Origin of the sequence: Streptomyces sp. CRCS-T-1, assembly GCF_024442335.1 — a bacterium.
Classification (GTDB): Bacteria; Actinomycetota; Actinomycetes; order Streptomycetales; family Streptomycetaceae; genus Streptomyces; species Streptomyces koelreuteriae.
Map to the genome: position 1 here is coordinate 3,491,507 of NZ_CP101651.1, position 14,101 is coordinate 3,505,607.

Consider the following 14,101-nt stretch of genomic DNA (forward strand, 5'->3'; position numbering starts at 1 on the left):
CAGCAAGGACAAGGACCCCGACGGCCGGCCCCAAAACCCCCGCCGCCGCCGTCCCTCCGTACGCCCATCCACGGAGGACGCGATGACCGCCCCCCACCCCCACCACACCCCCGACCTCTTCGCCCTGTCAGGAATCCACGGCCCGGTCCTACGCCCCGGCGACCCCGCCTACGCCGACGAAGTCACCGGCTTCAACCTGGCCGCCCTCCACACCCCCGACGTGGTCATAGGAGCCACCGGCCCCGACGACATCGTCACCGCCATGCGCTGGGCGAAGGCCACCGACACCCCCGTAGCCGTCCAGGCGACGGGCCACGGCGCCAACTTCCCCATAGAACAGGGCCTGTTGATCAACACCGCCCGTATGACAGACGTGCACACCGACCCCACCGCCCGCACGGCCACGATCGCCGCGGGCGCGAAGTGGAGCCACGTCATGGCCGCCACCGCCCCGCACGGCCTGGCCGGTCTCTGCGGCACCTCCACGGACGCGGGCGTCATCGGCTACACCCTGGGCGGCGGACTCCCGGTCCTCGGCCGCGCGTACGGCTACGCCGCCGACCTGGTCCGCTCCTTCCAGGTCGTCACCCCGGACGGGCACCTGCGCGAGACGGACCCCCGGCACGAACCGGAACTGTTCTGGGCCCTGCGCGGCGGCAAGGGCAACGTAGGCGTCGTCACCTCACTCGTGACCGACCTGCTCCCCCTGGCCCGCCTCTACGGCGGTGGCATCTACTGCCCCGGCGAACACACGGCGGCCCTGCTGCGGACCTGGACGGACTGGACCCGCACCGTCCCGGACGAGATGTGCAGCATGTTCTCGATCCTGCGCCTGCCGCCCCTGCCCCAGATCCCGGAGCCCCTGCGCGGCGGCTTCTGGGCCCGGGTCGCGATCGCCTGGCCGGGCGACACGGCCGAGGGCGAGGCCCTGATCGCCCCGCTCCGCGAAGCGGCCCCCGTGGCCGTCGACACGGTCGAGGAAATGGACTACGCGGCCCTGGACCGCATCCACACGGAACCCCAGGACCCGCTCCCGGCCCGGGAGTGCTGCCTGCTCCTGCGCGACCTGTCCCCGGAGGCCATCGGCACGCTCCTGGAGCAGGTCGGCCCCACGGCCGGCGCCGACCACCCGCTGCTGGTCGTCTCGCTGCGCCACATGGGCGGCGCGATGGCCCGCCCGTCCGCCGTCGAGGACGCCGTCTGCTCCCGCGACGCGCGGTACCTCCTCGAATCGGTCGGCATCCTGGCCGCCCCACCCGCCGCCGAGGCCCTGGAACAGGCGACGGCCCGCCTCTACACCGCGATGGCGCCCCACGGCACGGGCCGCACCATGGTCAACATCCACGGCACCCCGGGCGACGAACAGGACATCGCCCGCGCCTGGACCCCAGAGGTCTACGCCCGCCTACGCCACGACAAGGCCACCTACGACCCGACGAACCTACTGCGCTACGGCCACGCGGTAACCCCCGCCTAGCCACACCCACCCCGCTGCGGGCATGCGTGCCGCTAGGGGCGGCACGGGTGGGCGCAGCGGCACCCCGCTACGCCGGGCTGCGCACCCACCCGGCCCGGCCCCAACGCCGAGCACCACCAAGCCGACCCGGACCAGCCCGACTCAGGTGGTCGACCGCCTCCGCCGAGCCCCCGGCCGCCTCTCGCTGGGCCGAGTCACCGCATCCCCGGCCTCCACAGCCGCAGCCCTCCGCTTCGCACCGAAGTCGGCCAGCGCCTCGGCCAGCTTGTGCACGGACGGCTCGGGCGCCATCACGTCCACCCGCAGCCCATGCTCCTCGGCGGTCTTCGCCGTGGCCGGGCCGATACACGCGATCACGGTGACGTTGTGCGGCTTGCCGGCGATACCGACCAGGTTCCGCACGGTCGACGACGACGTGAACAGCACGGCGTCGAACCCGCCGCCCTTGATCGCCTCGCGCGTCTCCGCCGGCGGCGGCGAGGCCCGCACGGTCCGGTAGGCCGTGACGTCGTCGACCTCCCAGCCCAGCTCGATCAGCCCGGCGACCAGCGTCTCCGTGGCGATATCCGCACGCGGCAGGAACACCCGGTCGATCGGGTCGAAGACCGGGTCGTAGGGCGGCCAGTCCTCCAGCAGCCCGGCGGCGCTCTGCTCACCGCTCGGCACCAGGTCCGGCTTCACGCCGAAGGCGATCAGCGCCTTGGCGGTCTGCTCACCGACCGCCGCGACCTTGATCCCGGCGAAGGCCCGGGCGTCGAGCCCGTACTCCTCGAACTTCTCCCGCACGGCCTTGACCGCGTTCACCGAGGTGAAGGCGATCCACTCGTAGCGGCCCGTCACGAGCCCCTTGACCGCCCGCTCCATCTGCTGGGGCGTGCGCGGCGGCTCCACGGCGATGGTCGGCACCTCGTGCGGTACGGCCCCGTACGAGCGCAACTGGTCGGAGAGCGACGCCGCCTGCTCCTTGGTGCGCGGCACGAGGACCTTCCAGCCGAACATCGGCTTGGACTCGAACCACGCGAGCTGGTCGCGCTGGGCGGCGGCGGAACGATCACCGACCACGGCTATCACCGGCCGGCCGCCGTCGGGCGAGGGCAGCACCTTCGCCTGCTTCAGCGTCTGCGCGATCGTGCCGAGCGTGGCGGTCCAGGTCCGCTGCCGGGTGGTCGTACCGGCGACGGTGACCGTCATCGGGGTGTCCGGCTTGCGGCCCGCGGAGACCAGCTCGCCGGCCGCCGCGGCGACGGAGTCCAGCGAGGTGGACACGACCACCGTGCCGTCCGACGCCCCGACCTCCGTCCAGCACCGGTCCGACGCCGTCCGCGCGTCCACGAACCGCACGTCCGCGCCCTGCGCGTCACGCAGCGGCACACCGGCGTACGCGGGCACACCGACGGCGCTCGCGATACCGGGGACGACCTCGAAGGGCACCCCGGCGGCGGCGCACGCCAGCATCTCCTCGGCGGCGTACGTGTCGAGGCCCGGGTCACCGGACACCGCACGCACGACCCGCCTGCCGCCCCGCGCGGCCTCCATGACAAGATGTGCGGCATCCCGCACCGCGGGGACTGCCGCGGTGGTTGACGTGCCGTCAACTACCGTCAGCTGGGGCGTTCCTGTGCCCGGAGCCGGCTCCTGGGAAGGATCCGAATCCGTGTGCACTTCGGAGACGCCCTGCCTGGCGTGCTGACGTACGACGTCGAGCACCTCGTGCTCGGCGACGAGAACGTCCGCGCTCGCCAGCGCCTCTACGGCGCGCAGAGTTAGCAGTCCCGGATCTCCGGGTCCGGCACCCAGGAAGGTGACGTGCCCGTGTTCAGGACCGGCGGAAAGGGTGGTGGGGCTCAATGTGCTCGCTCCCCCATCAGACCGGCCGCGCCCTGGGCGAGCATCTCGGCCGCGAGTTCGCGACCGAGCGCCATTGCCCCGTCGTACGTCTCGGGCACGGGACCGGTGGTGGACAGCTGCACCATGCGCGTGCCGTCGGTCGTACCGACGACGGCGCGCAGGCGCATTTCCTTGACAATCTGCCCGTCGGCCAGCAAGTCGGCCAAAGCGCCCACGGGAGCGCTGCAGCCGGCCTCCAGGGCGGCGAGCAGTGACCGCTCGGCCGTCACGGCGACCCGCGTGAACGGGTCGTCGAGCTCGGCGAGCGCGGCGACGAGGTCCGCGTTTTCCGCGGCACACTCGATCGCCAGTGCCCCCTGGCCGGGGGCGGGCAAAACCGTGTCGACCGACAGGAAGTCGGTCACTTCGTCGCCGCGGCCGATCCGGTTCAGTCCGGCGGCGGCCAGCACGACGGCGTCGAGCTCACCGCCCCGCACGTATCCGATCCGGGTGTCGACGTTGCCGCGGATCGGGACGGTCGCTATGTCCAGTCCGTGGCTGCGGGCGTACGAGTTGAGCTGGGCCATGCGGCGCGGCGAACCGGTGCCGATGCGGGCCCCGCTCGGCAGGTCGGTGAACTTCAGCGCGTCCCGGGCGACGATCACGTCCCGCGGGTCCTCCCGCACGGGTACGGCCGCCACGACCAGGTCGTCGGGCTGCGCGGTCGGCAGGTCCTTCAGCGAGTGCACCGCGAAGTCGACCTCGCCCTTGAGCAGCGCGTCGCGCAGGGCGGTGACGAAGACGCCGGTGCCGCCGATCTGGGCGAGCTGCTCGCGCGAGGTGTCTCCGTACGTGGTGATCTCGACGAGCTCCACGGGCCGCCCGGTCACCCGGGTCACCGCCTCGGCCACCTGCCCGGACTGGGCCATGGCGAGCCTGCTGCGGCGGGTACCGAGCCGCAGTGCCCCTGTTTCGTTCGCTCCCCGCGTGTCGTTCATGCCGACCCTCGGTTCTTCTCGGTAGTGCTGTCCTCGGCGCGGGAGACGGCGGCCACCGTCTCGGGGTCGAGGTCGAACAGGGTCCGCAGCGCGTCCGCGTACCCGGCGCCGCCGGGCTCGGCCGCGAGCTGCTTGACCCGTACGGTCGGCGCGTGCAGCAGTTTGTCGACCACGCGCCGCACGGTCTGGGTGATCTCCGCGCGGTGCTTGTCGTCGAGGCCGGGCAGCCGTCCGTCCAGCCGGGCGATCTCGCCTGCCACCACATCGGCGGCCATGGTGCGCAGGGCGACCACGGTCGGCGTGATGTGCGCGGCCCGCAGTGCCGCCCCGAAGGCCGCGACCTCGTCGGAGACGATACGCCGGACCTGGTCCACATCGGCAGCCATCGGAGCGCCCGCGGAGGCTTCCGCCAGCGACTCGATGTCCACCAGCCGCACCCCGGCCAGCCGGTGCACGGCCGCGTCTATGTCGCGCGGCATCGCCAGGTCGAGCAGGAAGAGCACGGGCTGCGGGCGCGGCGGCTCCTCGACGGGCTCGGGCCTGCGCCGCTCGGGGATCCGGCCGACGGCGGCCGCGGTCGCGGCGAGCGCGGCGATGGCGTCGGCGTCCGGGGCGGGGTCGAGCGGGTCGATCGTCCCCGGCCGGGCGCCCGCCGTGCGCTGGGCGCCGCCGCCCACCGCGCCGTTGTCCACCCAGGCCGCGTGCTGTTCGAGATCGGCGGCGGCCATCCCGGCCACGGCCGCCTCGCCGAGTACGGAGAATCCGGCGGTGCTCTGCACGGAGGTCAGGTCGAGCGGACAGCCGTCCTCGTTGCCGAGGCTGGTGGCCGGCAGATTGCCCCGCTGTCCGTCGGGCCCCGCGGTACGGCCCGGCTCCGCGCCGTCGGCCTGCTCCCACAGCACGGCCGTACGGCCCTCCGCCGCGGCGGCGACCGCCTCGGCCGTCAGGACGAGGCCGGTCGCGCCGGTACAGGAGACGGCTACGTCGGCACGTGTCAGCTCGGCCGGCACCGATTCCATCGGGACCGCGCGGGCCGCCACGTCCGTGTCGTCGCCCTCCATGAGGATCCGGGCCAGGCGCTCGGCCCGGTCGAAGGTCCGGTTGGCGACGACGACCTCGGCGACTCCGGCGCGCGCGAGCGTCGCCGCCGCCAGGGAGGACATCGATCCGGCCCCGATGACCAGGGCCGTCTTGCCCCGGGCCCATTCCTGTATGTCGCCGCCCTGCGCGAGCTGCTCCAGGCCGAAGGTGACCAGGGACTGCCCCGCGCGGTCGATGCCGGTCTCGGAGTGGGCCCGCTTGCCGACCCTGAGGGCCTGCTGGAACAGGTCGTTCAGCAGCCGGCCCGCGGAGTGCAGGTCCTGCGCCCGGGCCAGGGAGTCCTTGATCTGGCCGAGGATCTGTCCCTCGCCGACGACCATCGAGTCCAGCCCGCAGGCCACCGAGAACAGGTGGTGGACGGCCCGGTCCTCGTAGTGCACGTAGAGATAGGGGGTGAGCTCCTCCAGGCCGACCCCGCTGTGCTGGGCGAGGAGCGTGGACAGCTCGGCGACACCGGCGTGGAACTTGTCCACGTCGGCGTAGAGCTCGATGCGGTTGCAGGTGGCGAGCACCGCGGCCTCGGTGGCCGGTTCGGCGGCGACCGTGTCCTGGAGCAGCTTGACCTGCGCGTCCGCGTTCAGCGAGGCCCGCTCCAGGACGCTGACCGGGGCGCTGCGGTGGCTGAGTCCGACGACGAGAAGGCTCATGCGGGCATCACGGCGGGCATGTCCCCGTCAGGCCCCTGGTCGGCGGACTGGTTACGGGCGGCGACGGCCGGGGCACCCCCGTCGGAGGCGGCGGCCTCCTCGCCGGCCTTGCGCTGCTCGTGGAAGGCGAGGATCTGCAGCTCGATGGAGAGATCGACCTTGCGCACGTCGACCCCGTCCGGGACGGACAGCACGGTCGGCGCGAAGTTCAGGATGGAGGTGACACCGGCGGCCACGAGCCGCTCGCAGACGGCCTGGGCGGCACCGGCGGGGGTGGCGATGACACCGATCGACACGCCGTTGTCCTGGATGATCTTCTCCAGGTCGTCGGAGTGCTGCACGGGGATCCCGGCGACGGGCTTTCCGGCCATGGCCGGGTCGGCGTCGATGAGCGCGGCGACCCGGAAACCGCGGGAGGCGAAACCGCCGTAGTTGGCGAGCGCGGCGCCGAGGTTACCGATACCGACGATCACAACCGGCCAGTCCTGGGTGAGGCCCAGTTCACGGGAGATCTGGTAGACGAGATACTCGACGTCGTAGCCGACACCCCTGGTCCCGTAGGAGCCGAGGTAGGAGAAGTCCTTGCGCAGCTTCGCGGAATTGACCCCCGCGGCGGCCGCGAGCTCCTCGGAGGAGACCGTGGGTACCGAGCGCTCCGACAGCGCGGTCAGAGCGCGGAGATACAGCGGAAGCCGGGCGACGGTGGCCTCGGGAATCCCTCGGCTGCGGGTCGCCGGTCGGTGAGTTCGGCCAGTTGCCACGGTGCTCCTGCGGGTAGAGCGGGGCTGTAGGCGGCCATACGTCCCTACATGACCGCCCCGTCGAAAGCAGGCTATGTCTTTGTGAACGCGTGCACAAAGATGGTGTCCGTTTTGCCCGCCCAACGTGACCGGGCTCACGCGCCCCCGGCGCACTCCCGGGGAACCGGCGCACAAGCACCGCCGCTCCTTCGCTTCAGGGGGCAAAACCGCACACTCTCCTCTGTGAATCCCGCCCCCGAGACCAGTCACCCTCGATCCTAAGCGACCCTTACGGCCGCTTTGGACTGCTCGGTCAGTCGCCTCGCGGCCGGGCTCAGTCGGTCAGGGCCTTGCGCAGACGCCCCTCGTTCACCCGCCAGAACGTGTGCTGCCTGCCGTCCACCAGCACGACCGGGATCTGTTCCCAGTACTGGTCGTGCAGTTCCGGGTCCTCGGTGATGTCCTTCTGCTCCCAGGACACTCCGAGATCACCGCACACCTTCTCCACAACGACCTGTGCGTCATCACACAGATGACACCCGGGCTTCCGGATCAGGGTGACAAGCCGGTCCCGAGGGGGCGTACGGCGAAAGAGGGGACTCATGTCGGCCATTGTCGCGCGCCCGCGACACGCCGGCCCCCGCTCTTCCAGCGGCATCTTTAACGACACGCTCGCCGAGAGTTCACAGGCTCCCAACCTCTCGACTCCGGAACCCCCGAACAAACTGGCTATGCTCACGCCATGGCCGCTCTCGGATGGCTCACTCCCCGTAGGCGCTCCGCCACGGCGCGGAGCGTTTTGGCAGGCGAGGCCTCGGCGGAGGCAGCCCGCAAATCCACGCAGGAAGCTTCCGGCACGACCGAGGAACCGCAGTTCCCGGTCCACGGCGACGACCGGGCCGCCGCCTTCTTCGACCTGGACAACACCGTCATGCAGGGCGCCGCGCTCTTCCACTTCGGCCGGGGCCTGTACAAGCGGAAGTTCTTCGAGACCCGCGACCTCGCGAAGTTCGCCTGGCAGCAGGCCTGGTTCCGGCTGGCCGGGGTCGAGGACCCCGAGCACATGCAGGAGGCCCGCGACTCCGCCCTGTCGATCGTCAAGGGCCACCGCGTCGCCGAACTCCAGTCGATCGGCGAGGAGATCTACGACGAGTACATGGCCGAGCGCATCTGGCCCGGTACCCGCGCCCTCGCCGAGGCCCACCTGGACGCGGGCCAGAAGGTCTGGCTGGTGACGGCGGCCCCCGTCGAGATCGCCCAGGTCATCGCCCGCCGTCTGGGCCTGACCGGCGCCCTGGGCACGGTCGCCGAGTCGGTCGACGGCGTCTACACGGGCAAGCTCGTCGGCGAACCGCTGCACGGCCCCGCGAAGGCCGAGGCGGTCCGCGCCCTGGCCGCGGCGGAGGGCCTGGACCTGACCCGCTGCGCCGCCTACAGCGACTCGCACAACGACATCCCGATGCTGTCCCTGGTCGGCCACCCCTACGCCATCAACCCGGACTCCAAGCTGCGCAGGCACGCCCGCGAGCTGGACTGGCGTCTGCGCGACTACCGCACGGGCCGCAAGGCGGCCAAGGTCGGCATCCCCGCGGCGGCCGGCGTGGGAGCCGTGGCGGGCGGCACGGCGGCCGCGATCGCCCTGCACCGCCGCCGTCGCTGACGACCCGATCAATCCGGGACACCATCGTTTGCGGGATGACAACGCCCGTAAATCCAACTGGCGTACCCCCAAAACCTCGTATCCAGTCCTCTTGGCTGGACACGGCCACAACACGCCCTGGACTCAGCCGCAATCCGAACCCTTCCGATCAACAACTGTTCACAACCCGGCACTTGATCCGGCGTCAATCGGTTACGGAAGCGACGTAATCGATGATTTGAGCAACTCGGTGTAGCAGAGCCTGCACGAAGCGTTATTCTCCTCAGACGCAAACCGGTACCCCTCCGTCGCTACGACGGGTGAAAGGTCCCGCACTGCACGTGATGGAAGCTCTGCCTCTGGGAGTCCCGTGTACCCACACGTCGGGGTTGACGCCTCGGGCCTGGCTACGCTGCGCGCAACGGTCCTCGACCTGCTGCGTGGCCTCGTCCCCACCGCGTACACCGTCCCCGCATTCGCCGCCGCAGCACCCGCAGGCCCTTGCTACGCACTGGCCGACGGCAGCGCCGCGGTCGGCAGACGCGGGCGCCCGTCCGGCGGAGCCACCGCCCGGCGGCCCGCGGCGGACAGCGACAGCGCCCGCATGATGGACCTCGTGGAGCGCGCCCAGGCCGGCGAGGCCGACGCCTTCGGCCGTCTCTACGACCAGTACAGCGACACCGTGTACCGGTACATCTACTACCGGGTCGGAGGAAAGGCGACCGCCGAGGACCTCACGAGTGAGACCTTTCTGCGGGCCCTGCGCCGCATCGGCACGTTCACCTGGCAGGGCCGCGACTTCGGCGCCTGGCTGGTCACCATCGCCCGCAACCTCGTCGCGGACCACTTCAAGTCCAGCCGCTTCCGCCTCGAGGTCACCACCGGCGAGATGCTCGACGCCAACGAGGTCGAGCGCTCCCCCGAGGACTCCGTCCTGGAGTCCCTCTCCAACGCCGCCCTGCTCGACGCCGTCCGGCGGCTCAACCCCCAGCAGCAGGAGTGCGTGACGCTCCGCTTCCTCCAGGGCCTCTCCGTCGCCGAGACCGCCCGTGTGATGGGCAAGAACGAGGGCGCCATCAAGACCCTCCAGTACCGGGCCGTCCGCACCCTCGCCCGGCTCCTCCCGGAAGACGCCCGCTGACCGGACCGCACGCTCGGCGACAACCAACTCACGTTCCGTGACAGTCCGTTGGCTTCGGCATCCGATCGGCCGGGGTCCGTAACCCAAGTGCCGCGCCGCTCGTTGTGAGGGATGCAGGCTCCCTGTGGTCACCCCCTGGCCGACCCCGATCACTCGATCGTGTGGTTGTCATCAGGGTGTGCAACCCTCAGGACCCCCTGGGGAGTCGACCGTCATGACGAGAGGAGGTGCCGCCTGTGATCGCGAACGTATCGGCACACCGGCGGGCGAACGCCTTCGCCCAGGCCCTGGAGGAGCAGTCCGAGCAGGGCCCGGCGGCCGAGCAGTCCGAAGGTTCGGCACCAGCCACGGCACCCGCGGAACAGACCGAACCGGCACGCCTGACGGCGATCGCCTCCGGTCTCGACGCGCTGCCCAAGCCGGAGCTCGACCCGGAGGTCAAGGTCGTCCAGCGGGCCCAGCTGGTGGCCGCGTTCGAGGCCATGCTCCAGGAGGGCACCGCGGGCGGCGGGGCGACGGACCGAGCGGTCCCCGGACAGCGCTCCCGCGGCGCTCACCGCGCCGGCTCACTGAAGAAAATCCGCCCGCGTTCCCGGCTCGCCAAGGGCCTCACCGCGGGCGGACTCAGTGTCGGCGTGGCCGCGAGCGCCTTCGGCGGAGTCTCCGCCGCCAGCTCCGACGCCCTGCCCGGCGATTCGCTCTACGGCCTCAAGCGCGGCATCGAGGACGTGAAACTCGGCCTCGCCGACAGCGCCGACGAGCGCGGCCGGGTCTACCTCGACCACGCCTCCACCCGGCTCGGCGAAGCCCGGCGCCTGATGGAGCGCGGCCGCAGCGGCCCCCTGGACCACGAGTCCCTCGGCGAGGTCCGCCGCGCCCTGTCCGGCATGCGGCACGACGCCGCGGAAGGCCACCGGCTGCTGAGCGAGGCCTACGCGCACGACCCGGACTCCCTGGGCCCCATCCAGGCCCTGTCGGCGTTCTCCCGCTCCCACCGCGAGGCCTGGGGCGAACTGCGCCAAAAGCTCCCGGTCCAGCTCGGGGACGTGAGCGAGCAGGTGACGTCGGTGTTCGACGCCATAGAGGAGGACGTCGCCCCGCTGCGCTCCCTGCTCCCCGAGCCCCCGGCGAAGAACGGCGGCGGAGGCAAGCACCGGGGCGCCTCCGAGGAGGCCTCCACCGGCTCCTCCCCCACCGACCGGTCGGCCCAGCCCGGCAAGAGCGGCGGAGGGCGCACCGACAAGAGCGGCACCGGCAAGAGCAGCGGCAGCCCCAGCCGCTCGGCCGACTCCGGCAGCGAAAGCGACGGCCTGCTCGGCGGCAGCACCGGCGGCCTGCTCGACCCGCCGAAGGACAGCGAGGCGAGCACCTCACCGTCCGCCGAGGGCACCCCGGCCGTCCCCAAGCCGGACGTCACACTCCCACCGCTCCTGCCCGGCCTCCTGCCCGGCCTGGGCATCGACGGCGAGGACGCACGCTAGACGACGCTGGGCGCCCCTGTACGGGGCGCCCAGCGTCGTACGCGAAGCATCAGAAGAAGACCGACCGCCGCTGCACCAAGAGCTTGGCCCCTCCTGTCCGCTGCGAGCGACCGACGCCCCCTCGCCGTACCTGGGCAGGCTCAGAAGAAGACCGACCGCCGCTGCACCAGAAGCTTGTACAGCGTGTGCTGGATCTGCTCCCTGACCTGATCGGTCAGGTTGAACATCAGCATCGGGTCCTCGGCGGCCTCCGGCGGATAGCCGTCCGTGGGGATCGGCTCGCCGAACTGGATCGTCCACTTGGTCGGCAGCGGAATCGCGCCCAGCGGTCCGAGCCAGGGGAACGTGGGCGTGACCGGGAAGTACGGAAAGCCCAGCAGACGCGCGACCGTCTTGGCGTTGCCGATCATCGGGTAGATCTCCTCGGCCCCGACGATCGAGCAGGGCACGATCGGCGTCCCGGCGCGCAGAGCCGTCGAGACGAAACCCCCGCGGCCGAAGCGCTGCAGCTTGTACCGGTCCGCGAAGGGCTTGCCGAGGCCCTTGAAGCCCTCCGGCATCACCCCGACCAGTTCGCCCTGCTCCAGCAGCCGCGCCGCGTCCTCGGCACAGGCCAGGGTGTGACCGAGCTTGCGGGCCAGTTCGTTGACCACCGGCAGCATGAACACCAGGTCGGCGGCGAGCAGGCGCAGATGCCGTCCCGCCGGATGGTTGTCGTGCACGGCGACCTGCATCATCAGGCCGTCCATCGGCAGCGTGCCCGAATGGTTCGCGACGATCAACGCCCCGCCCTCGGACGGGATGTTCTCTATGCCCTTCACCTCGACCCGGAAGTACGTGTCGTACAACGGGCGCAGCAGGGACATCAGGACCTGGTCGGTGAGCTCCTCGTCGTAGCCGAAGTCGTCGACCTCGTAATCCCCGGTGAGGCGCCGGCGCAGGAACGCGAGCCCGCCCGCGATCCGGCGTTCCAGACCGCCGGAGCCGTCCTGGGACCGCTCCGGCGGCTGCTCCTCAGAAGTCACAGGAACATCATCCTGCGGAACAGCCCTGGTGGGCAGGGGCTGCACCTCACGGACCGGCGCCGACTCCGTGCCCGAGCGGCGGTTGCCCGCGCTCCGGCGCCGCTGGGGGCGCTGCACGGCGCTTCCGCGGGACCGGTCGTCGTCGAACGGAATGACCTTGGCATCCGCCATCGTTGATGCGCTCCTCAGTTGGCGCTCTGCGTCGGGGGGTGGCCGTCGCCCGCAAGGGGCAGTGCGGCGATCCGGTCGACGGCCCCCGCGAGGGCCTCCGGCGGAAGAAGTCCGGGGCCCTGGCTTCGGGCGAAGTCCGCGAACGTTTCCGCGGTCGTGTATTTGGGCTGGAATCCCAGCGTTTCGCGCATCTGGCCCGTGGCGACGACCCGGCCGTGGGTGAGCAGCCGGATCTGCTCGGGCGAGAAGTCCGTCATCCCCAGCGTACGCACCAGCGAGCCCGCCCAGGTGACCGCCGGGAGCGGCAGGGGCACGGTGGGGCGGCCAAGGCGCCGGGAGCACTGGGAGAGCAGCAGAACGCCGTCACCGGCGATGTTGAAGGTGCCGCTGTTGAGCGTGCCCCGCCGGGGCTCGTGGGAGGCGATACGCAGCACCTCGATCACATCGTCCTCGTGCACGAACTGCAGCCGGGGGTCGTAGCCGAACACCGTCGGCAGGACCGGCAGCGCGAAGTACGAGGCGAGCGGGGTGTCCGCGGTCGGGCCCAGGATGTTGGCGAACCGCGGCACGCACACGGCCACGTCGGGCCGCCGGCGCGCGAAGCCGCGGACATAGCCCTCGACCTCCACCGTGTCCTTGGCGAAGCCGCCGCTGGGCAGGGACTTGGGCGGGGTCGTCTCGGTGAAGACGGCCGGGTCGCGGGGCGCGGAGCCGTAGACGTTGGTGCTGGACTTCACGACCAGCCGCTGCACGGTCGGTGATTTCTGGCAGGCACCGAGCAGCTGCATGGTGCCGATGACGTTGGTCTCCTTTAGGGAGGCCCGGTTGCCGCTGCCCAGCGGTGTGCCCGTCACGTCCAGGTGGACGATCGTGTCGGCGGCCGTCTCGGCGAGCACCCGCGCGATCGTGGGCTGCCGGATGTCGGCCTGGACGAAGTCCGCGCCGCCCAGATGGTGCTCGGGCGGCACCGCGTCCACCGCGATCACCCGGTCCACCTCGGGGTCACGCTGGATCCGCCTCACGAACCGGCCCCCCAGCTGGCGGGCCACTCCGGTCACGAGCACGACCTTGCCCAAGATCAGCGCCTTCCTTCCACAACCTCTTGTCCCCGCCGCGTTCCCCCGTGGGGCCAACTTAGCGGTTCGGTGTTGCGCTGTGATGACCGCCCGATGCGCGAAGTGACCAGAACACCTACGGGAAGCGGCCGGACCTGCGTGGCGATACACGTGTGGCCCCCCACCCGTGGGTGGGGGGCCACAACGACGCTCTCGCGGCGTCGGCGTCGCGAACTTACTTCTTGTTGCGACGCTGAACGCGCGTGCGCTTGAGCAGCTTGCGGTGCTTCTTCTTGGCCATCCGCTTGCGCCGCTTCTTGATAACAGAGCCCACGACTACCCTCGCTCACTTCTCATCACTCGGTGCTGGGCGCCATGGGCCCATACGACCTACGAGGGGCTAGCCTACCCGCCCGAGCGCTGAGGTCGTAATCGAGGGGGCCAGGGTGATCCCGAGTGCCCTGTGAGGGACCACCCCGCCCCAGCCGTCAGGCGGTTTCCACCCCCACATAGCTCTCGCGGAGGTACTCGTGAACCGCTTGCTCCGGGACGCGGAAAGACCGCCCCACACGGATAGCGGGCAGATGACCGCTGTGCACCAGCCGGTACACGGTCATCTTCGACACTCGCATCACCGAGGCGACTTCCGCCACGGTAAGGAACTGAACCTCGTTCAGAGGCCTCTCGCCAGCTGCAGCCATGACACACCTGAACCTTCCGCACTCGACGGCCACCGGCTTCCCCTTCCGGTGACTCTTCGTCGCTGCGTGCTCACTCCCCAATGTAGGGGCCAGTGATG

At 71.2% G+C, this 14,101-nt stretch carries 13 protein-coding genes; 4 read left to right on the forward strand and 9 right to left on the reverse strand.

Annotated features, from left to right (window positions below):
- Positions 1-82: 82 nt before the first annotated feature.
- Positions 83-1,477, forward strand: coding sequence for an FAD-binding oxidoreductase (locus NNW99_RS15575; protein ID WP_215119755.1), 1,395 nt, complete (start codon positions 83-85; stop codon positions 1,475-1,477).
- A 141-nt stretch (positions 1,478-1,618) separates the two neighbouring features.
- On the opposite strand, the gene NNW99_RS15580 is transcribed toward NNW99_RS15575, so the two are convergent.
- The 5 genes from NNW99_RS15580 to NNW99_RS15600 all read right to left on the reverse strand — a co-directional run bounded on the left by NNW99_RS15580 (position 1,619) and on the right by NNW99_RS15600 (position 7,394).
- Positions 1,619-3,325 (reverse strand): bifunctional uroporphyrinogen-III C-methyltransferase/uroporphyrinogen-III synthase, encoded by a 1,707-nt coding sequence (locus NNW99_RS15580; protein ID WP_215119756.1) that lies wholly within the window; start codon positions 3,323-3,325, stop codon positions 1,619-1,621.
- Entirely contained in the window at positions 3,322-4,302 is a 981-nt protein-coding gene (gene hemC, locus NNW99_RS15585; protein WP_215119757.1) for a hydroxymethylbilane synthase, read from the reverse strand. The genes NNW99_RS15580 and hemC overlap by 4 nt, the downstream gene beginning before the upstream one ends.
- Positions 4,299-6,050 (reverse strand): glutamyl-tRNA reductase, encoded by a 1,752-nt coding sequence (locus tag NNW99_RS15590; protein ID WP_215119758.1) that lies wholly within the window; start codon positions 6,048-6,050, stop codon positions 4,299-4,301. Before NNW99_RS15590 ends, hemC begins: the two co-directional genes overlap by 4 nt.
- Positions 6,047-6,811: a redox-sensing transcriptional repressor Rex gene (locus NNW99_RS15595; protein WP_215119759.1), complete on the reverse strand. Its 765-nt coding sequence runs from the start codon at positions 6,809-6,811 to the stop codon at positions 6,047-6,049. The genes NNW99_RS15590 and NNW99_RS15595 overlap by 4 nt, the downstream gene beginning before the upstream one ends.
- Positions 6,812-7,124: 313 nt before the next feature.
- A complete protein-coding gene (locus NNW99_RS15600) occupies positions 7,125-7,394 on the reverse strand; it encodes a glutaredoxin family protein (protein WP_215119760.1) in 270 nt (89 codons plus the stop codon).
- Positions 7,395-7,532: 138 nt separating this feature from the next.
- On the opposite strand from NNW99_RS15600, the gene NNW99_RS15605 reads away from it, so the two are divergent.
- The 3 genes from NNW99_RS15605 to NNW99_RS15615 all read left to right on the forward strand — a co-directional run bounded on the left by NNW99_RS15605 (position 7,533) and on the right by NNW99_RS15615 (position 11,051).
- On the forward strand, positions 7,533-8,450 hold the full coding sequence (locus tag NNW99_RS15605) for an HAD family phosphatase (protein WP_215119761.1): 918 nt from the start codon (positions 7,533-7,535) through the stop codon (positions 8,448-8,450).
- Positions 8,451-8,799: 349 nt separating this feature from the next.
- On the forward strand, positions 8,800-9,570 hold the full coding sequence (locus NNW99_RS15610) for an ECF subfamily RNA polymerase sigma factor, BldN family (RefSeq protein ID WP_215119762.1): 771 nt from the start codon (positions 8,800-8,802) through the stop codon (positions 9,568-9,570).
- 236 nt (positions 9,571-9,806) lie between these two features.
- A complete protein-coding gene (locus NNW99_RS15615) occupies positions 9,807-11,051 on the forward strand; it encodes a DUF5667 domain-containing protein (protein ID WP_215119763.1) in 1,245 nt (414 codons plus the stop codon).
- Between the two features lie 140 nt (positions 11,052-11,191).
- Here the strand turns inward: NNW99_RS15615 and NNW99_RS15620 are convergent, their stop codons facing one another.
- The 4 genes from NNW99_RS15620 to NNW99_RS15635 form a co-directional block, all read right to left on the reverse strand.
- Positions 11,192-12,247 (reverse strand): lysophospholipid acyltransferase family protein, encoded by a 1,056-nt coding sequence (locus tag NNW99_RS15620; protein WP_215119764.1) that lies wholly within the window; start codon positions 12,245-12,247, stop codon positions 11,192-11,194.
- A gap of 14 nt (positions 12,248-12,261) precedes the next feature.
- Positions 12,262-13,323, reverse strand: coding sequence for an NAD-dependent epimerase/dehydratase family protein (locus tag NNW99_RS15625; protein ID WP_215119765.1), 1,062 nt, complete (start codon positions 13,321-13,323; stop codon positions 12,262-12,264).
- Positions 13,324-13,537: 214 nt separating this feature from the next.
- On the reverse strand, positions 13,538-13,636 hold the full coding sequence (locus tag NNW99_RS15630) for a 30S ribosomal protein bS22 (protein WP_003948845.1): 99 nt from the start codon (positions 13,634-13,636) through the stop codon (positions 13,538-13,540).
- A gap of 154 nt (positions 13,637-13,790) precedes the next feature.
- Positions 13,791-14,003, reverse strand: a complete 213-nt coding sequence (locus NNW99_RS15635; protein WP_004984898.1) for a helix-turn-helix domain-containing protein — start codon at positions 14,001-14,003, stop codon at positions 13,791-13,793.
- Between the last annotated feature and the right edge of the window lie 98 nt (positions 14,004-14,101).